The sequence below is a fragment of the Levilactobacillus enshiensis genome (assembly GCF_007115095.1).
Classification (GTDB): domain Bacteria; phylum Bacillota; class Bacilli; order Lactobacillales; family Lactobacillaceae; genus Levilactobacillus; species Levilactobacillus enshiensis.
Genome location: NZ_SULH01000009.1, coordinates 86317 through 104523, shown reverse-complemented (window position 1 = coordinate 104523; position 18207 = coordinate 86317). Strand labels below are relative to the sequence as shown.

Here is an 18207-nt window from a genome sequence, read left to right as displayed (position 1 = left end):
GTAAATGACCGTGTACACGAAAACGTGGAAGAAGAAAAAGGCTGCTGTTAAGTCGTCAGAGCACGTCTACAACAGTCTTTCTTCTACTCAAAAGAAACAAATTTCTCAAGCTAAAAGCTACAAGGCCACAGTTACTGCGGCTCAAAGTAGCATTGACGCGATCAACGATTCGCTTACTTATTACTATAAAAATGAGAAGACCAAAGCCAAGGGTAAAGATGGCAAGACTAAGACTAAAAAGGTTAAGGTCAAGCGTAAAACGCCAGCCAAACCCAGTAAAGTTCAACAGAAGCAGCTAAACGACTACAAGTCACAGATTACGTCTGCTAATAAGAAGTTGAATTCGTTAACTAGCTCGTCTTCCTATAAAAAATCGTCTAGTAAGCTGAAAAAGGCTAAGGAAAGTAAGAAGGACGCTACAGCCAAGTACAATGCGTATATGGCCAAGCGTCACAAAACGGCACTTAGTCGAATTGCTAAGCAACGCCAAGAAAATAAGAATAGATTTATGGCACCTCATGCCAGTCTTCATGCGACCAACTCGCTGACTGGACTTGAGGTGTTTTTGTTTGCAACGGATGAATCAGAAACTAATGATTCGAACGCGAATACATATTCAATCGACAAAGATGATCCCGTAGTTGACCACGTTCAACGGTCAGCCAAAACGATTACTGTCAATGGCTACTTGTACGACCAGAAGGCTGGTAAGCGTCTATGGCCTGGTGCTGAAAATGACGTTAGCGGTGCGGGCCTTCCCAAGAAGAGTTGTCGACAGCAGTATAACAACTTGAAGAAATGGCAATTCGATGGCACGGAGTTAGTCTATAAGTCCAATGCTGCTAATGATATTGGTGGTCACGTCATGAATAAGATCTACTATAAGCACCTATTTATGACGAATTTGACTAAAACCTTAGACGCACCACTGCTTGGTATGATGAAAATCTCTATGACATTTCAGTTTGCCTATAAGGCTAAGGTCACAACAACCTCAAAGGGAACTAAGAACAACAAAGGTAAGAAAACTACTGGTGGTAGCTATATTGGTGCTAAATACATAACTGTCAAAAAGGGTATGACTTACTGGGGTCTTGCCAAGAAATACGGAACGACTGTTGTGCAACTTCGTAAATGGAATGGTTCCGAAAAGGTAACCATGTATCCAGGTAAAAATGGCAAGTACCCGGTTAAACTGCGCGTTACGCAGGGAATGTCTACCACTGCTATGTCTAACTCACTAATTAAGAACAAAGCGTCGATAAAGGCTAACTCAACGCTGAATAAGATTGCTAAACAACTGAGTAAGTAAAGGAGGGATGAGACGTGCCAGTTAGACCATACATAGATTTTGATGTAGATGACTTGCCAGAGACCTTTGAACAGGTTTTAGATGGTACGACATATCTTATCTCCCTTGCTTACAACGATGAGGGGGATTTTTTTGTAATCACCCTGATGGACGATTACGAAACGGTTTTGGCTCATGAAAAGCTGATTTTAAATCAACCATTATTTCAATCTTTGCCAGCTGATGATCGATTGCCATCAACACCGCTAGTTCCTATGGACGAATCTGGGAAAGCCAAACGAGTCTCAATTGACAATTTCATGATAACCGTATTTCTAGTTGAGGATGTTCTTCCTGATGATGGAACTGATATTGGGGTACTTCCAATCAACGGAGACTGGACAGGAGGCGTTGACGATGGCTAGTGCCAAGTATCTCTATGGTCGTCGAGTCAAGCTGGTCCTGACAACACCACATGAGTCTGTGACACTGCTTTACTGGCAGACGTTAACGCACTCTCTAGGAATCCATTACAACGTTCCCTTTAGCGATTCAAGCACGCCACCGACTTGTACGGTGACTATCATGAATCTGGCTGAAAAGCATCGAAAATTGTTTAAAAAAGGATATGAAATCAAGCTCTATTCCGGGTATGCAGAAGACGGGGTAGGGCTTCTTTCTGCTGGAGTCATTCGACGAATCAGCCCGTTTACGTCAGACGGTACGAACAATACTTTCAGCTTCACATATCGTGAAGGGCAAGATTACTCGAAACTGCTCTCGTCTGCTGAACGAGCAAATAAAAAGCTGGAAGATGCTCGTAAAAAGAAGACCAAAGTGATTGGCAAAAAGGCAGCTGCTAACCTCCCTAAGATTAAGAAGCATAGTGCCTTGTCTTTCGGCAAAGGTGTTTCTGCTTCAACGATTATTCGCCGTGTAGCCAGTGACGCTGGTATTAAGCTAGACAAGGTCTACTTGGCTAAACCTAAAATCTATAAAAAGGGATATACGGCGCATGGCAAGCCTATTACTGTGATTAAAGAGATTGCTAAGGCGTGCGGTAGCAGAGTTTACTACCGTCGTGGTGCCATCATCATTGATGATTTATCCAAAATTAAGGGACATAACGAACACATTCTGATAACGGAACATGTAAAGGGACGGCATGGGGGTACTGGCCTTATCCAATATCCAACAACCGATTCTGATAACGAAGATGCCAAACATCAAACTTGGACAATAACAAGCTTGCTACGATATCAAGTGTCTACGGGTTCAGTGGTCACGGTTAAGAACCGATTCTTGAATGGGACTTTCCGCGTTAAATCTGGTGAGCACGTCTGTGATGATTCTACCTTTACAACAACGATGGAGGTGTATGTATGACAAAAAAAGGAAAACTGCAAGAAGACTTCCATAATTTGACCCAAGCCATGATGGGGAAATCTAGCTATGAAACCAATGTCAGTAATTTTTTTGAAGTCGTTAGTTATAACGCTTCTACACATATGGCCGACATTCAACCACAGATAGATGATGAAGGCGGTCAGGACGAAGTGGGAATTATCCATGAATGCCCGGTTTTGATGACTTGCTATGCGTTCGATGATGGTAAATCTATGCATAAGGGATCTATTGTCTTTGCAATTTATAACGATCGAGATTTGGACAACTTCGATGGCGGTAAGTATACAAAAGCTAGCGACCGAACACATAGTGTCAACGACGCAGTAGTAGTGGGGGTGTATAAAGCTTGAAAAGAGACTTTGAATTGAACTCTAATGGCGATGTCGTCATTGCAGACGGAGACATTTCGACTGTCAGTGCAAGTGATGAAATGAATCAACGTATCAGAACAACCCTACAAACCCGATTAGATGAATTCGAACCAGAGGATGGGCCAATGGGTTTAACACGCGAGAATGCGTTAGGAAAAGCATATAACGAAGACTTCTTACGTGAAGACATCGAAGACGTTATTACGGAACAAGTGGATGAACGAATCGATATTCGTGAGATTAATTTTGACAAAGACGAAGCCTTACGTACCTTAACCGTTGAAATAAAATACGTTCTCCCTAACGACGATGATGTTCAAACGGTAAGTACGAATTTGGGAGATGATGGCTAATGGAATTAGATAAAACAGGGCTGTCAATTCTTGATTTTCAGCAATTGTTAGACCAGCTTATTGCCAAGTCGCAAGAACTATTTGGCGACGATATCAATACGGAACAAAATTCTGTTCTAGGTATGTACCTCCGTGTGATTGCTTGGTTGCAGAATATCGTCAACCAAGATTTGGAAGCTGTCTACTATGCCAACTATGTTGACCAGGCGGAAGGAATCAATTTAGATCACCTTGGCAACAACTATTCCGTTAGTCGGAATCCAGCACAAGCGGCGACGGTCACTCTGGATTTTACTGGTACTGCTGGAACACTTATTCCAGAAGAAGCAGTGTATTCTACTGATTCTGGTGTTGAATTTGAGATGATTGACACAGTGACATTAACCGATAATGGAACTGGTTCAGGGCTTGCGGTTTGCACGGCTCAAGATGAAACAGGCAATGTGCTAGCAGGAACGATTGTTAATCAGGTTGAAAGCATTAGTGGCATTGAATCTGTAACTAACCCCAGAGCCGCAAGCGGTGGTGCTGAAGTTGAAGATGATGAAAGCTATCGTCAGCGTATCTATTTGTCAATGCAAGCACAGCCTGGTCCAACCTACTACGGACTATATACGGCGCTGTATTCGTTAGCTGGAGTTGAGCAAGTGCAAATTGTTCCTAACCTCACTATGGAAACAGATAAGTATGGTAATCCGCCCAAAACACTTCATTTCTACGTTCGTGGTGGACGTGAACAAGATATCGGTCAAGCAATTCTGGACAGTATAGCTGCTGGAATTCAGACGACAGGGTCAATTAAAACAACAGTAAAAGACATCGGCGGTCATTCGCACGATGTCTTTTTTGATACAGCAACGGTTGCTCCTATTTACGTCAAGATGACACTTAAGACTAATTCTGACTTCAATCCAGAAACTAGTCCGGCTGTAATCACACAAGCAATCAAGACGTATCTGAATAGCTTAATCATGGGTGACAAGGTGGTCTTCACACGCTTGTATCAGGCTATTTATAACGCTGACGGTGTTGAGTACGCACAGGTTACCATGGGACGTGATAAATCGTCTATGGGGATGAGTGATATTCAGCTGGACCAATTTGAATCGGCGATTATTGCAAATGATAGTGACGTGGAGGTGACTGTTGATGGCGACTAAGTATGAGCCGGAATATAGCCTAACGGATTTGCTGAATGAATTACCCGTGTCTCTCGACTACAGTGAAGGTTCAAATAACGCCAAGCTACTCTCTTTTTACTCAGACGGTATGGAGGATACGCTTAAAACCTTCCAAAAAATTAACGACTGGCGTGATATCAACAATGCGGAAGGGGCCGCTTTGGACTTAGCTGGAGCCGAGTGGGGCGTTTCACGGAATGGGCTTGACGACAATTTTTATCGATTTTTGATTAAAACAAAGCAACTTGCTCGTCAAACGGATGGCTCCTGTGACAGTTTAATTCGATTGGTTGCTGAGTCACTTGGCGCTAGCTACTCAGATATCAATATTTCACTGGTTGAAGGGGAACCGAATGCCATCGAGTTTACTAATCTTCCGGCTGAATACATAGATTCACAACGCAAAGAAACAATGGTTTTAGAACGTATCCGTGGCTCGGTTGTTGCTGGAGTTCGGGTAGTAAAAATTCAATTCCAGAAGATTGTAAAAACGAAAGTTTACTATGCGATGCATACACAAATTAGTCATGTCATTCAAACGACAATGACTGTACCGCAGAAAAAGGAGGTATAAGATGGCAGATAATTCAAGAACGATTATGACGGATGCTGGTTTCACACTAGAAGCACAGCTTCGCGCTAACAAGACAAATATGCAATTTACGCGGGCTTCAATCAGTACAAAAAATTACTTTGAAGTTGACGATGAAGTCTTAGCTAAACTTTCGACTTTAGATGATGTTCAACAAGACGGACAAGTAACAGAAGTCCAAGTTGTCGATGATTCAACTGTACATGTACAAGTTAATGTCGATCAGACACAGTCACCAAACGACTATCAAATGCTGTCAGCGGGATTGTATGCCAAGGATTCTGATGGAAACGAAATTCTATATGGTGTCACGGCTTTGCAAGACCCCGTTTTTGTCCATAAGGACGATGCTGGTTCTTACTTGGGATTCGGAATTGATACCAAGGTAGGTCGTGCTGCCAACGTCACTATAGTGGTCAATCCGGCCAATATGGTGACCAAGCAGGTCTTCGACACCGCTATGCAGAACTACTACACAAAAGCTGAGATGGATGCCAAGCTTCAAGACTTAGACGACTATGCCGGTTTGAGTGAAGCCAATAACTTCGAAAAGCAGCAGACGTTCTCCCAAGGTGCGGTAGACGGCGCGGGCAACGCGTACATCACGGCACCGGACGCACAGAAACAGGCGGACGCGGCACAGGTGGCGGCAAACAAACACACTGACGACGCGGTGGCACCGATGGTCAAGTCGGCTGACACTAGCAGCTGGCAAAAAAATAAAATCACCAACGATAATGGAGCGGCCGTCCTGAGTATCATGGCCGATGGTAAAACTGATACTAACTCAGTCTTACTAGGACTTAATCCTGGTGTCTATAGCACTTACATCCAATACGGAGCTATCAATTTCCCTGGAAAATCCTCTGCAAGGGGGCTTGTAATTGCAACTGGTGGTGGGTTCGGAAACGGAACATTCTTTACAAATCGAGATGATAAGTATTATGGCTATACTTTCGTAATGGACGGCGATGTAATTAAATGGAAACGGCTTAGTGACGATTCCGTGCCCTCCGGATTGAACTTGGTCTACAACTCGCGCTATACCAACAATGCTGCTGGCTGGAACATGCTTAGTGGGACGGGCTATCTATCAACGGTTCCATCTTCAATGCAAAATGGGCATCCAGGATTCGGCGTAAATATCTCAGGAAAGTCAACAATTGACACTACCATGTTTGGTTCCTCCAAGCCTATGCCAGTGCCGAGCACGAGTGTGGACTCTGTAGCCAATGCCTATTCTATACGGGCAGAAGCACTGCTTTATGCTGATTCGGCTGTCGAAGCCAAAATCATTGCCACAATGGCGTTCTTGGACAGTTCAGGTAATCGCGTTGGCTACAAGGAGAACTATGTTGACCAATCACATAAGGACGTGTTTGTACCAATCACAGCCGAGAACTACCCACTCCCTGCGGGTGCGACCCAAGTTCAGGTTCAGTACTATGCTTATGGATCACACGTCCACGGCGTGGTTATCGAGCCAATGATTGTCTGCGGACCGGTGGCACCATCTTACACGCCGGACACTATCGGAGAAGCAGAAGTTGCACCATTACTACAGGGTGCTCTCCACGATGGGGCTGATTTGAACAATGAGAAAACTGCTGGTTCATACTCCAACTCGACAACGTGGATAAAAAATGGGCCTTTTAAAGACGCCACGTATGTCGGTTGGGATGTTACTGTCTCTAACGGCGGCCGTGTAATCCATCAGCATGCGTATAGACAGTCGGGTGAGTCTGCGTACCGTACATTTTGGGATGGTGCGGGTTGGGGTGAATGGCAAATCACTACACCTAGTCGTTTTGCACTTGACGCCAACACTCTGCACCGCAATCCCGCCACAGGTGAAGTAGTCGAAAAACTGTATGCACCGGGTGGTATCACCCTTGCAAATGGCCACGTCTTGAATATCTCGAACACCGACGGGTTAACGATTGACGGTAAGCCACTCTTTATCAAGGTAGCTGATGAAACTACGGCTAAATCCAATTCGAACACCGACAAGCTTCACTACTACTACACGGAAGAGAGCTGATCTGATGGCAATCTTTAAGAGTAATTCAAAGCAAGTGAACATTGCTAGTCGGGGAGCAAAAGCAGAGCTGATTTCTGATAGCAACGCCATCATCTATCGCGACAAATGGGCAACGGGCACTGTCTTATATACTGAACGTAATCCAACGAGATATTTTGATAAGACGAGCTACCAGTACAATAACGCCACGATTCCAATGGATTTACCGCTGACTAAGGCGAAGAACGGAATCAAGATATATCTTTCCCAGATTGCCAACATGTCAGCACCGTACGGTTGGGGGTATATTCCGGTCCGTTCCGGAAGTTCTAAGTTTACTAATGCTAATCCAATTGTGATTCCAATCGCTAACCTGGTGGCAGGGTATACAACTCAAATCTCGGTTGATCTCAGCGATTACCACAATTTTGAGTGGTATTTTCAGTTTCCAACAACTTTCAAAGCGGATAGCAACGGGAACTTAGTTGTGTCAAATAATTCAACACTATCGTATCAAATTTCAACAATCATGGATGGAAACGGCACGCAGTTTAGCAGCGTGCCACAGAAGGGATTAACTATTGGCATGTTTCAATGGCTAGATATCGATAATGCTGGGCATACTGCACAGTTGGCTGGAACAGCTAATGCCATGATTGACCACATTGAAGCGTATTAGGAGGAATGAAAATGATTAACCCTATTTACGATTGGGGGGGGGGCAAAACCCCACCTAAACCACCGGTCTAAAGCACTTAAGGCAGGTGGTCAGTAATGGCTATCTATCATGGTGGTAAAGTCGCTAGTATTACTGGCACGGATAAGCGAAAGCTGTCGATGTTTGGCAAAAATGAGCGTATGTATGAGTTGATGCTGAGAAAGGTACAGGTATCGTGGACCGCTGAAGATGTTGCTAGTGATATGATTTCGACCGATATTAACTCACAGGGATTTGTGGTATCTGGAAATCAGAAAAACACGGTCTTTTGCTATGACAGTGCTGGCAAGCAACTCTGGAAGCATGAATTCCTTGATGAAATTCAGAAGCCTATCTTTGCTTTAAAAATTAGCGATGGTTTTGTCTACGGTACGCGGACGATGTATGCTTTCAAACTAAACTTGAAAACAGGTGCTCTGGTCTGGGACAAAAACATTGAGTCTTCTCCCTATGAGGATGGCAAGAACCTAGTCATGATGGAGGGATACCTATACATCGGGACGATATCCGCTTTGACAAAGATAGACACCAACGGCAACACAATTTGGGAAAAGACATTATCAAATTATGGTGCAGCGGCGATGTACACACACAACTCGTTGGTTTACTCAACAAATTCTATCGGTCGTACGTCTTGGCACGATGTTGACGGCAATCTGGTTGGTTCGATGAGATCTCTGCCCTACTATGGGCTGTCTTTAGCCGTCAGCAGGCTAAGTGATGTGATTGTCGGAAGTGCTCAAGGAACACTTGTCGTCTACAAGTCAGATGGTACCGTTAGATGGAAGTATGATATGGGGCAAGTACCGGTTCGAGCAGTTTCGATTGACTATAATGGCAACATTTATGCGGGATCAGATGCCAAAAAACTGTATAAATTTGACAAATCAGGGAATCTGATTTGGGCCGTGGATACTAGCACCCTAGCAACGCAAGGAATCGTCACCGACATCTCCATTCTAGGTGAGCAAGGTATAGCTTATGTCGATAACTATGGGAGCACCGTAATGTTGAAGCAAATTTAAAGGAGGGGTCACATGGAAACATATACACGCTACACGTACTATCTAAAGAAGGGCGACGACAATTTTGTCGCTGAGCAACCGGCAACGGAGGCGGCAGACGGCTTAGTTGCCGTTACACTGTATGGCTATGAGGCTGGGTATCTGTTGGAAAACTGGAAGAAATACTATTGGGACGCCAGTGGAGACTTCAGAGCTCCAGAAGGCCTGCCATCGCACTCTGAGGCCGTCTTGCGTATGAAGGTGGCTGACCAAGCTGGCACCATCAAGGACCAGCAAGACACCATCGACCAGCAGGATAAGACGATTGAGGGCTTACAGACGACTGCTGCTGTTGTTCCACAGCTACAGCAAATGCTTATTCAGGCTAGTCAGGCACAGGCTCAGTCGGCTTCCGACCAAACACAAATGAAACAAATGCTGGTTCAAATCTCGCAAGTTATGGCACAGAACCAAGCTAGTCAAGTCACATCCACAACTGATGCTAAGGAGGGAAAATAATGTTCTATCCAAATTTTGATGTGTTAAAGATGCAATATAGCTGGGGGAAATTGTTCATGACAGATTCATTCTTAGCCACCTACGTTCCACTAGGGACCATTACCGCTGATCAGTATAAGGAAATTACTGGCAAGGATTACGAAGCACCAACTACCGCGACAGATGCCGCCAAGTAGCAGGTGCTTTTAATTTGAAATGAAAGGGGTGATAAGATGCTGAAATTTCCTGATGATAGTAATCCTTGGCAAGAAATAACGAGACACTGGAATCATTTCTTCTTTGGGCTATTTTCACTCATCGGTGGGCTATACGTTTGGTTTCACCAAGGTTATCTTGATGATCCGAGGGTGACGCCGCCACCTCCACCACCACATCTGGAGCAAGTCATTTTTGGTTTTGCAGACGACTGGTGGTTTGCCTTGTGGTTGATTGGTTGCGGGGTAATCATCCTTTACGGCACGATGTTCTGTCATCGTAAGTTAAGAGATTGGGGAATGGTGGCTCTTTCTCCAGCATTCGGAGCCATTACAGTGGCGTTCTCAGTTCGGGGACTGTTTGATTCACGGTTCAACTTGACCTGGATTTTTGCACTTCTAACTTTGGTGCTTCTTTTCAGCACTTTGATGCGAGGTGACCATCGTGAGCGCTAGTAATTGGGTCGGATTTCTAGGTGCGATTGGTGCCTTGATTGTGGCTGTATTTTCCGCCATTCACGGACAACGGGTAGACAATCGAGAGGCTGGCAAAACTCAGCAGCAACTTGAAGCTTACATTATGGAACAAGTCAAGCAAGACAACGAGCAACTTCGTAGTGATCGGGAAGCCGACCGAAAAAAGTTCAGCGATGATTTAGCAGTACTTGGTGCGAAAAAGGATGCCATGGAGCAAGAACTCAATCAACAGATTGCTTTGAAGGTTCGTGAGAACGAACAGCTCAAACAACAGAACGAGCAACTTAATCAACGGAATGCAGCACTGGAAAAAGAAAATGAGGCTTATCGAAAACGGTATGGCCGCTTATAGGAGGAAAACATGAATAATTGGGTTAAAATTTTTAACTTATTGAATGACACTGGTCTGCTGGGAATTATCATTGTGGCATTCATTGGATGGTTCACTCGAATTAATCCCGCGTTGAAGCATAAGATCGAACTGCAAAAGACTTCTCGTCAACGTGAAGTATTGCTTTTACTCGATCAGTTGGCTATGAATGCAGTGTCAGAACTGTCTACAAAGTATGAGTTGCCAAATGACGAAAAACGCCAACGAGCTATTTCACAAGTGACTGGTCAGCTAGAAGTGTTTGGTCATGATATTGATCCTAATTTAGTTTCAGCTGGAATTGAAAAAGCTTATCAGCTGTTAAGCACTAAAAATACCGTCGCACAAGAAAAACAGGCTAAATATGATGATGCTCTGACGTCTACAGAAGAAGCGTTCGCCCAAAAGCAGGTACAGTTGGCCGCAAATGAATCTGAGAAGGGCGATAATCCAGCGCCTCTTGATGTTCCGGATACGACTATTCCAGTGGAGGGAGGTAACGCTTAATGCCACGTCTTGATATGGTCGACATTTCCAATAACAATGGGTATATGACTGTAGCCAACTACAAGTCAATGATAAAGTATGGTGTTAAGGCAATTGTTCAGAAAACATCTGAAGGTACCTACTTTACAGATAAAACTGCGAAGACCAACGTTGCAAATGCTGTTAAGGCCGGACTACACGTAAACGGATATCACTTTGCTCGGTTTACGACAGTAGCGGGTGCACGGGCAGAGGCTCAAATGGCAACTCGTTGTGCCTTGATGGCAGGACTAGGGAAGGATAGCGTAATCGTTTTGGATTTTGAATCCAATAACAAGGGTTGGGCAACTAACGCAGCCATTATCCATGCATGGGTAAAAGAGGTTAAGCGAATGGGCTATCCGAAGACCGATGTTTATACGATGGGAAGCTGGACGAATTCAATGCCACTAAATAATTCTGGCAGAGGCGGTTGGATTGCCAATTATCCCAGTAATCCTAGCGGTATGAATATGTACAAGTCCTATAATGGCTGGCAGTGGAGTTCTACACACAAGTTCCCCGGAGTCTATGGTGGAATTGATGTTAGCCAAATGTATTCAGATTATTACTATGGATCAGCTGCAAAAGTAGCTAAGCCAAAAAAGGCTGTCTATTATGACTACAATCCTAAAGTTATTTATGCTCGAACTGAGATTAAGCGGTATAAGGACAAAGAATTTAAACATCCAGTAGACAATTGGCCAGCGCACACCGTATTTGAAGTTGCATCACTGATTAAGTATGGAAAGGTGACACGGTTCAAACTTGCAAATGGTCTGTACATTACTGCAAATGAGGCCTACGTAAATCGTCTTTATTATGTTGCCGGTGGAAAAACGAAGCGAGTTAAGTCCGTTCGCGGCACACATCGGTATAAAGACAAGTCATTACATCATGTAGTCGACTGGTGGCCAGCAGGAACGACTTTTGATGTTCAAAAAGTTGTAAAGGATGGTAATGCTACACGAATCAAGTTAAGCAATGGCATGTACATCAGCGGAAACAAGTTGATTAACAGTTTTGTTAAGTAGAATAGAGACAACTTGGGTCACCTCGCGATTGTGCGGGGTGGCCCTTTTTATGTTGTCATTTTTTCGAGAAAAAGGCAAACTATTAACATCGCATGGGGGTGTTTACACTTTGTTGAAAAAGGTGTATTTCCGTCGATTTCTTTCTGAAGACAATAAAAAAGCACCTCCCGAAGGAGATGCTTTTTACTTCTATATATTTAGCACTGCCCTAAACTTACCACAAACTTACCACAGAATGGTGGAAAACAATGGAAATCGTGGGATTGACTAAATTTAAGAATGCCGTAATGACGCCGTTTGTAGACATCATAGGAAGAGGCAAAACCTCACCTTTTTTAACGGTTGTAGTATTCAACGATAAGAGAATCGTCGAGTTCTGCATCTAATTCTTCACGTTGTGGTAAGCGGGTAAGGGAACCTTCCAGCTTGTCAGCGTCGAATTGGACGTATTGTGGACGACCAACAACAGCTTCAACAGCGCCCTTGATGACAGTCATGTCCTTGGACTTTTCACGAACTGAGACAACTTGGCCAACTTCAACTTCGTATGAAGGAATGTCGACACGCTTGCCATCAACAGTGATGTGACCATGGTTAACCAATTGACGAGCTTGACGACGAGTCGTTGCCAAACCTAAACGGTAAACCACGTTGTCCAGACGACGTTCGAGTAAGATCATGAAGTTAGTACCATGGGTACCTTCCTTGATCTTGCCGGCACGCTTGAACAAGTTGTAGAATTGACGTTCAGTCATGCCGTAAGTGAACCGGAGCTTTTGCTTTTCACGCAATTGCGTACCGTATTCAGAAAGCTTCTTTTGACGACCTTGACCATGATCACCAGGTGCGTAAGGACGACGGTTTAATTCTTTACCAGTGCCGGAAAGGGATACCCCTAAACGACGGGAAATACGCCAGCTTGGGCCAGTGTAACGAGACATAGATAGTTCCTCCAATAAAATATTATTTGGAGTAAAATAAGCTGTATATAAGTTTAGTATTCGTGCAGGTTGCTTTGCAGGTTTCACCGTATGCAGCCGCAGGTTACTTCCTGAACCAATTGAACGGCAACAATCTGTTGACGAGCTTACCACTTATCGCTGCATTATTTTACACAAACACTAGTGTAACCTGAATGGCTAGTCTTTGTCAATGTGTTTCAACAAAACGCGGGCAAATTCCTCTAAAACGGCCTGGTCATCCGCCGAGAAACGGTCTTTGCTAGGGGAGTCGATATCCATGACCCCAAATTTACCAGTCGCCGTCGTTAAGGGGACGACTACCTCTGCATTACTGGCGGAGTCACACGCGATGTGGCCGGCAAACTGATGGACATCGGCTACGCGTTGGGTCTCTTGTGTGGCCAGAGCCGTGCCACAGACACCACGATTGTTTTCAATGTGCATGCAGGCAACATTACCTTGGAAGGGGCCTAAGATCAGATCATTAGTTTCCGGTTGGTACAAATAAAAGCCAGCCCAATTGACATCATCCAGGGTTTGTTTCAACAATGCTGATGCATTTGACAAGTTGGCAATGACGTTGGTTTCTCCGTGTAAGAGCGCGTCAAGTTGTTCGGTGATTAAAGGATTAATTGAATCACTCATTTAAAAAGACCTCCTGTGGATGATTTTAGTAATTGAATATAGGAAAAAAGGTTAAGGTAATCATGAAAACCTAGTGAAGCGTACGTGTGACTTATGCTATAATCGAAATTAGATTAAATTGTAAAATGAACCGAGTTATTTTGCAACTCGTTAAACGTTTAAAAGCGGATGAAGGATGGGGTCAAAATGTTAGGTGTTCTAATCGGAGTCGTCGTCGTGGCGATTATCATCTACGTCGGCGTACTCGTTTACCAGCAACGAATACGACAACAAGTGGCGGCGTTAACCGCTAAAAAAGAAACGATGGTGGCAATTCCACTAGCTGACGAGGTTAAGCTCGTCGGTCAATTAAGTCTGACCGGACAATCGTTGGAACAATACGAACAGTTGCAGGCGGACTTTACGGACATCACTGAGAACCGGTTTACCCGGATCGACCAGCAGTTGGCAAAGCTGACTGAAGATTCGCGGGGACTTAATTTGGTGGGCCTACGTCGTGACCTCAATAAGGTAGTTGAATTGGTTAACCAAACGGATGAACGTGTGCAAGCTGTTCAGGAAAAATTAGCTGCCTTACAAGAGGTCGACAAGCAACACCGGCAAGCGGTGCACGACCTGGAGCAAAAATACCAGGACCTGCGGAAGACGCTGTTGGCGAAGAACTTTGCGTTTGGCCCTAGCATTGATGGCCTCGAAGAGCGACTCAGTCAATTAGAAGATAACTTCGACACGTTTACGCGGTTGACCCAATCAGGGGACCACGAACGGGCCGCAGATGTGTTGAGCCAATTACAGGATGATACGGCCGATCTTGAAGACCTCATCAAGGCCATCCCGCCCCTGTACAAAGATTTGACCGTCATTTATCCCGATCAAGTTAAGGAATTAAAGGGTGGCTATCAACAGTTGACGGCTGATCACTATCAATTTGGTGATGAAAATATTCCCGAAATGATCCAACAGGTGGCCGACCACATCAGTGAAAACTTAGAAACGCTAAGCAAATTACGACCAGACGATGCAAAGGTCGTCAATGACCGAATTTCCGCCCAAATTGACCAGCTCTATGATCTGATGCAAACAGAGATTGATGCGAAGGATCCCGTCGAAGCGAATCTGGACGGCGTGGCTAAGTTTATTGCGCACGCGCAAAACCAGAGCCACACGTTGCTCAGTGAGTTAGATCGCCTTAGTCAAAATTATACGTTGGATCATCAAGAACTGGAGACAGCGCGTGAACTGAATGAACAGTTACGGGCTATCGATGGTATTTATCAACGTGATGTGCAAGACCTGACTGGGAAGACGGCGACTTACTCGCACGTTTTAGACCATCAAAAGCAACAGGAAAAAGACCTGAAACAAATTGAAGAACAACAAGCACAGATCTTAAACAGTGTGGCGGGGTTGGCTGATGAAGAACGCCAAGCACGTGATACCCTGCAACAATTCGATTTCAATCTACATAGTTTACGACGCCAAGTGGAGAATTTAAACCTTCCTGGGATTCCTCAGGATTACTTGGATTACTTCTTTGTGGTTCGCGATGAGGTGGCGCAACTAGCGACCGACATGGACCAACCACAGATTGATATGGAACGAATCACCAAGCAATTATTGATTATCCAAACGGATCTGGACACCTTGCAGGAAAAAACGGATGATTTGATGGACAGTGCGCAATTGGCAGAGCAACTGCTCCAGTACGCGAACCGCTACCAGACCAGCCACGAGAATGTTGCCGAGGCCAGCAAAAAGGCTGCGGATCTATTTGAAAAGGATCATCAGTATGCGCAGGCACTGGAAACCATCGCCACGGTTCTGGATGACGTCGAACCGGGTTCCTACAAACGGCTAGAAGATGCCTACTACCAACGCAAGGGCACGGCTAAACCCAAACGAGACGATGACTAGATTGAATTAAAAGTGAACACGGGCGTTACGTTAGGCAACTAGTCGCCTAACGTAACGCCCGTCTTAGTTTTTGAATGCAGGTGAAAATACGCCAGAAAACCATGAGATTTAGGTCGCGCCACTTGTGGTTCGTAAAGTTTGTGTTTATAATGAGAAAGAATTTCTATCGGAGTCGAACCAATAGAAAAGAGATAAGAGGGTTCTGTATGATTTATTTTGATAACAGTGCAACGACCAAGGCTGCGCCGGAAGTCGTTGATACTTATGCAAAGGTCAGTGCGAATTACTGGGGTAACCCTTCAAGCTTACATAAGTTTGGAGAACAAGCTTTTAACTTGCTTGAACAGTCTCGGCAACAGATCGCTGATTTATTAGGCGTCAAGCTCAGTGAAATCCTATTTACGAGTGGTGGTACTGAGGGTGACAACTGGGCCATCAAGGGAACGGCCATGGCTAAGCGGGAATTTGGCAATCACTTGATCACGACTGAAGTCGAACATCCGGCGGTCCACAATTCCATGGAGCAACTCAAGCAACTGGGATTTGAAGTCACTTATTTACCAGTTGATGAGAACGGCCGAGTTTCCGCAGAAGATTTGCGAGCTGCCATCAAACCATCGACGATTTTAGTATCCACGATGGCTGTGAATAACGAAATTGGCGCCGTTCAGCCACTTGATGAGATTGCGGCTGTTTTGCGTGACTACCCGCGGATTCATTGGCATATTGATGCTGTTCAGGGAATCGGCAAGGGATTAGCAGACAAGATTTTTAACGATCGGGTCGATTTTGTCACGTTCTCTGGTCACAAGTTCCACGCACCTCGGGGAATCGGTTTTATGTATAAACGTCAGGGGCGCAAGTTGGACCCACTGATGGCTGGTGGGGGTCAAGAGCGTAATCTCCGTTCCGGAACTGAAAACCTACCGGCCATTGCTGCGATGGCCAAGGCCTTACGCCTGTTGCTTGATAATGAAGCAGCCAAGGTCAACCGGCAACGTGAGATTCGCTTGGCGATTTTACATCACGTCGAAAAGTTTCCGAACGTTACGATTTTCTCCAAGGACTTACCGGTCTTTGCACCGCACATTCTGTGCTTTGCCATCGCTGGTGTCCGGGGAGAAACTATCGTGCACGCCTTTGAGGAACACGATATTTACATTTCTACAACGAGTGCTTGTTCCTCGAAGAAACATGTGGAATCCAGCACGTTACAAGCGATGAAAATCGATGATGGTATCGCCACGAGTGCCGTGCGCATCTCCTTAGATGAACACAATACCATGGCTGAAGCCGAAGAATTCAACCGCGTGTTTGACGAGTTATACACGCAATTTGCAAAATTAAACTAAAAGTAACTAGCAAACGAAAGGGGTCGCGCAATGGAATACAGCGAAATTATGGTCCGTTACGGCGAGCTGTCGACGAAGGGTAAGAATAAGAAAGACTTCATCAAGCAGTTGGGCCAAAACGTCCGCAAGGCGCTCAGTACTTTTGAGGGTATTGAAGTCAAAGCACAACACGACCGCTTACATGTGACATTAAATGGGGCAGATTCTGAAGCCGTTATGAACCGGTTGAAGGGTGTCTTTGGTATCGAAAACTTCTCGCCTTCGGTCAAGGTCGAAAAGGATATCGATGCAATCAAGGAAACGGCCGTGGCCATGGTCAAGGAAGCTTTCAAACCAGGTATGACCTTTAAAATCAACACGCGGCGACAAGACAAGGAATTCGAATATGACACTTACCAGATGAATGAAATCTTGGGAAGTACCCTACTCGAAAACATTCCTGAACTGACCGTTAAGATGAAGCATCCCAACTTGGAATTACGGGTCGAAGTGCGGATGAACGGAGTCTTCTTATCCGGTGAAACGGTTCAAGGTGCCGGCGGGTTACCCGTTGGGACTGGTGGCAAGGCAGTAATGATGCTCTCTGGTGGAATCGACTCACCGGTTGCGTCTTACTATGCTTTACGACGGGGCGTTAAAATTGATATGGTCCACTTCTTTAGTCCGCCATATACGTCTGAACAGGCGTTGGCCAAGGCGAAGGAATTGACCGCGCGTTTAGCCGGTTATTCCGGTGGGATTCAATTCATTCAAGTGCCATTCACTAAGATTCAGGAAACCATTAAGGAAAAAGTTCCCGAAGGCTACCTGATGACGGTGCAACGCCGCTTGATGCTACGGCTGACGGCAGCGATTGCGGAGAAGCGACATGCCAAAGGAATCTTCAACGGCGAATCACTGGGCCAAGTGGCATCACAAACGTTGGAGAGTATGGCGGCCATCAATGATGTGACGTCTATGCCAATTCTGCGGCCACTTTTGTCGATGGATAAGACGGAAATTATCAAAGTTGCCGAAAATATCGACACCTATGACTTGTCCATCTTGCCATACGAAGACTGTTGTACGATTTTCACGCCACCAGCACCCAAGACGCATCCAGACTTGGAAAAGTCGCGGAAGTATGAAGGTTACATTGATGTTGACGGGTTGATGAAGGAAGCACTCGATGGGATTACCATTACTGAAATCCGACCTGGGGACAACTACCTGAACCAAAATGAAGATGTGTTTGCAGAGTTGCTGTAGGTTATGACGGCAATAATCTAAATTACGAAA

At 45.0% G+C, this 18207-nt stretch carries 21 protein-coding genes; 19 read left to right on the top strand and 2 right to left on the bottom strand.

What is annotated here, in order from left to right; all coding sequences use genetic code 11:
- Positions 1-4 precede the first annotated feature (4 nt).
- The 16 genes from FAY32_RS10235 to FAY32_RS10160 all read left to right on the top strand — a co-directional run bounded on the left by FAY32_RS10235 (position 5) and on the right by FAY32_RS10160 (position 12056).
- On the top strand, positions 5-1312 hold the full coding sequence (locus tag FAY32_RS10235; RefSeq protein WP_143463342.1) for a LysM peptidoglycan-binding domain-containing protein: 1308 nt from the start codon (positions 5-7) through the stop codon (positions 1310-1312).
- Between the two features lie 14 nt (positions 1313-1326).
- Positions 1327-1716, top strand: coding sequence for a phage baseplate plug family protein (locus FAY32_RS10230; protein WP_143463341.1), 390 nt, complete (start codon positions 1327-1329; stop codon positions 1714-1716).
- Positions 1649-2677 (top strand): phage protein, encoded by a 1029-nt coding sequence (locus FAY32_RS10225; protein ID WP_158727580.1) that lies wholly within the window; start codon positions 1649-1651, stop codon positions 2675-2677. Before FAY32_RS10230 ends, FAY32_RS10225 begins: the two co-directional genes overlap by 68 nt.
- Positions 2674-3048, top strand: a complete 375-nt coding sequence (locus tag FAY32_RS10220) for a Gp138 family membrane-puncturing spike protein (protein WP_143463339.1) — start codon at positions 2674-2676, stop codon at positions 3046-3048. The genes FAY32_RS10225 and FAY32_RS10220 overlap by 4 nt, the downstream gene beginning before the upstream one ends.
- Positions 3045-3422 carry a GPW/gp25 family protein gene (locus tag FAY32_RS10215; protein WP_143463338.1) on the top strand — a complete coding sequence of 126 codons (378 nt, stop codon included), beginning with the start codon at positions 3045-3047 and terminating at the stop codon, positions 3420-3422. The genes FAY32_RS10220 and FAY32_RS10215 overlap by 4 nt, the downstream gene beginning before the upstream one ends.
- Positions 3422-4582 carry a baseplate J/gp47 family protein gene (locus FAY32_RS10210; protein ID WP_143463337.1) on the top strand — a complete coding sequence of 387 codons (1161 nt, stop codon included), beginning with the start codon at positions 3422-3424 and terminating at the stop codon, positions 4580-4582. Before FAY32_RS10215 ends, FAY32_RS10210 begins: the two co-directional genes overlap by 1 nt.
- Positions 4572-5177, top strand: coding sequence for a DUF2612 domain-containing protein (locus tag FAY32_RS10205; RefSeq protein ID WP_143463336.1), 606 nt, complete (start codon positions 4572-4574; stop codon positions 5175-5177). Before FAY32_RS10210 ends, FAY32_RS10205 begins: the two co-directional genes overlap by 11 nt.
- Position 5178: 1 nt before the next feature.
- Positions 5179-7236, top strand: coding sequence for a hypothetical protein (locus tag FAY32_RS10200; RefSeq protein WP_143463335.1), 2058 nt, complete (start codon positions 5179-5181; stop codon positions 7234-7236).
- A gap of 4 nt (positions 7237-7240) precedes the next feature.
- Positions 7241-7894, top strand: a complete 654-nt coding sequence (locus FAY32_RS10195; protein WP_143463334.1) for a hypothetical protein — start codon at positions 7241-7243, stop codon at positions 7892-7894.
- Positions 7895-7989: 95 nt separating this feature from the next.
- Positions 7990-8958 carry an outer membrane protein assembly factor BamB family protein gene (locus FAY32_RS10190; RefSeq protein ID WP_143463333.1) on the top strand — a complete coding sequence of 323 codons (969 nt, stop codon included), beginning with the start codon at positions 7990-7992 and terminating at the stop codon, positions 8956-8958.
- A gap of 12 nt (positions 8959-8970) precedes the next feature.
- The gene (locus tag FAY32_RS10185; protein WP_143463332.1) at positions 8971-9456 is read left to right on the top strand and encodes a hypothetical protein; all 486 of its coding nucleotides are present in this window, start codon (positions 8971-8973) and stop codon (positions 9454-9456) included.
- Positions 9456-9632: an XkdX family protein gene (locus FAY32_RS10180; RefSeq protein WP_143463331.1), complete on the top strand. Its 177-nt coding sequence runs from the start codon at positions 9456-9458 to the stop codon at positions 9630-9632. The genes FAY32_RS10185 and FAY32_RS10180 overlap by 1 nt, the downstream gene beginning before the upstream one ends.
- Before the next feature lie 36 nt (positions 9633-9668).
- Positions 9669-10106 carry a hypothetical protein gene (locus FAY32_RS10175; protein ID WP_225428335.1) on the top strand — a complete coding sequence of 146 codons (438 nt, stop codon included), beginning with the start codon at positions 9669-9671 and terminating at the stop codon, positions 10104-10106.
- Positions 10096-10479 (top strand): hypothetical protein, encoded by a 384-nt coding sequence (locus tag FAY32_RS10170; protein ID WP_143463330.1) that lies wholly within the window; start codon positions 10096-10098, stop codon positions 10477-10479. Before FAY32_RS10175 ends, FAY32_RS10170 begins: the two co-directional genes overlap by 11 nt.
- Positions 10480-10488: 9 nt before the next feature.
- Positions 10489-11004 carry a hypothetical protein gene (locus FAY32_RS10165; RefSeq protein ID WP_143463329.1) on the top strand — a complete coding sequence of 172 codons (516 nt, stop codon included), beginning with the start codon at positions 10489-10491 and terminating at the stop codon, positions 11002-11004.
- Positions 11004-12056: a GH25 family lysozyme gene (locus FAY32_RS10160; protein WP_143463328.1), complete on the top strand. Its 1053-nt coding sequence runs from the start codon at positions 11004-11006 to the stop codon at positions 12054-12056. Before FAY32_RS10165 ends, FAY32_RS10160 begins: the two co-directional genes overlap by 1 nt.
- Before the next feature lie 335 nt (positions 12057-12391).
- On the opposite strand, the gene rpsD is transcribed toward FAY32_RS10160, so the two are convergent.
- Positions 12392-12997 carry a 30S ribosomal protein S4 gene (rpsD, locus tag FAY32_RS10155; protein ID WP_143463327.1) on the bottom strand — a complete coding sequence of 202 codons (606 nt, stop codon included), beginning with the start codon at positions 12995-12997 and terminating at the stop codon, positions 12392-12394.
- 198 nt (positions 12998-13195) lie between these two features.
- The gene (locus FAY32_RS10150; RefSeq protein WP_143463326.1) at positions 13196-13663 is read right to left on the bottom strand and encodes a GAF domain-containing protein; all 468 of its coding nucleotides are present in this window, start codon (positions 13661-13663) and stop codon (positions 13196-13198) included.
- A gap of 186 nt (positions 13664-13849) precedes the next feature.
- Here FAY32_RS10150 and ezrA point away from each other — a divergent pair, with 186 nt between their 5' ends.
- The 3 genes from ezrA (at position 13850) to thiI (ending at position 18177) form a co-directional block, all read left to right on the top strand.
- Positions 13850-15577 (top strand): septation ring formation regulator EzrA, encoded by a 1728-nt coding sequence (gene ezrA, locus FAY32_RS10145; protein WP_143463325.1) that lies wholly within the window; start codon positions 13850-13852, stop codon positions 15575-15577.
- Positions 15578-15783: 206 nt separating this feature from the next.
- Positions 15784-16929: a cysteine desulfurase family protein gene (locus FAY32_RS10140; protein ID WP_143463324.1), complete on the top strand. Its 1146-nt coding sequence runs from the start codon at positions 15784-15786 to the stop codon at positions 16927-16929.
- Between the two features lie 30 nt (positions 16930-16959).
- Positions 16960-18177, top strand: coding sequence for a tRNA uracil 4-sulfurtransferase ThiI (gene thiI / locus FAY32_RS10135; RefSeq protein ID WP_143463323.1), 1218 nt, complete (start codon positions 16960-16962; stop codon positions 18175-18177).
- Positions 18178-18207 lie beyond the last annotated feature (30 nt).

Excerpts from the sequence above, each read along its gene's own strand:
- FAY32_RS10235 (WP_143463342.1), top strand. The coding sequence starts at position 5 with ATGACCGTGTACACGAAAACGTGGAAGAAGAAAAAGGCTGCTGTTAAG.
- FAY32_RS10225 (WP_158727580.1), top strand. The coding sequence starts at position 1,649 with ATGATGGAACTGATATTGGGGTACTTCCAATCAACGGAGACTGGACAG.
- FAY32_RS10220 (WP_143463339.1), top strand. The coding sequence starts at position 2,674 with ATGACAAAAAAAGGAAAACTGCAAGAAGACTTCCATAATTTGACCCAA.
- FAY32_RS10210 (WP_143463337.1), top strand. The coding sequence starts at position 3,422 with ATGGAATTAGATAAAACAGGGCTGTCAATTCTTGATTTTCAGCAATTG.
- FAY32_RS10205 (WP_143463336.1), top strand. The coding sequence starts at position 4,572 with ATGGCGACTAAGTATGAGCCGGAATATAGCCTAACGGATTTGCTGAAT.
- FAY32_RS10200 (WP_143463335.1), top strand. The coding sequence starts at position 5,179 with ATGGCAGATAATTCAAGAACGATTATGACGGATGCTGGTTTCACACTA.
- FAY32_RS10195 (WP_143463334.1), top strand. The coding sequence starts at position 7,241 with ATGGCAATCTTTAAGAGTAATTCAAAGCAAGTGAACATTGCTAGTCGG.
- FAY32_RS10190 (WP_143463333.1), top strand. The coding sequence starts at position 7,990 with ATGGCTATCTATCATGGTGGTAAAGTCGCTAGTATTACTGGCACGGAT.
- FAY32_RS10185 (WP_143463332.1), top strand. The coding sequence starts at position 8,971 with ATGGAAACATATACACGCTACACGTACTATCTAAAGAAGGGCGACGAC.
- FAY32_RS10180 (WP_143463331.1), top strand. The coding sequence starts at position 9,456 with ATGTTCTATCCAAATTTTGATGTGTTAAAGATGCAATATAGCTGGGGG.
- FAY32_RS10175 (WP_225428335.1), top strand. The coding sequence starts at position 9,669 with ATGCTGAAATTTCCTGATGATAGTAATCCTTGGCAAGAAATAACGAGA.
- FAY32_RS10165 (WP_143463329.1), top strand. The coding sequence starts at position 10,489 with ATGAATAATTGGGTTAAAATTTTTAACTTATTGAATGACACTGGTCTG.
- FAY32_RS10160 (WP_143463328.1), top strand. The coding sequence starts at position 11,004 with ATGCCACGTCTTGATATGGTCGACATTTCCAATAACAATGGGTATATG.
- rpsD (WP_143463327.1), bottom strand. The coding sequence starts at position 12,997 with ATGTCTCGTTACACTGGCCCAAGCTGGCGTATTTCCCGTCGTTTAGGG.
- FAY32_RS10150 (WP_143463326.1), bottom strand. The coding sequence starts at position 13,663 with ATGAGTGATTCAATTAATCCTTTAATCACCGAACAACTTGACGCGCTC.
- ezrA (WP_143463325.1), top strand. The coding sequence starts at position 13,850 with ATGTTAGGTGTTCTAATCGGAGTCGTCGTCGTGGCGATTATCATCTAC.
- FAY32_RS10140 (WP_143463324.1), top strand. The coding sequence starts at position 15,784 with ATGATTTATTTTGATAACAGTGCAACGACCAAGGCTGCGCCGGAAGTC.
- thiI (WP_143463323.1), top strand. The coding sequence starts at position 16,960 with ATGGAATACAGCGAAATTATGGTCCGTTACGGCGAGCTGTCGACGAAG.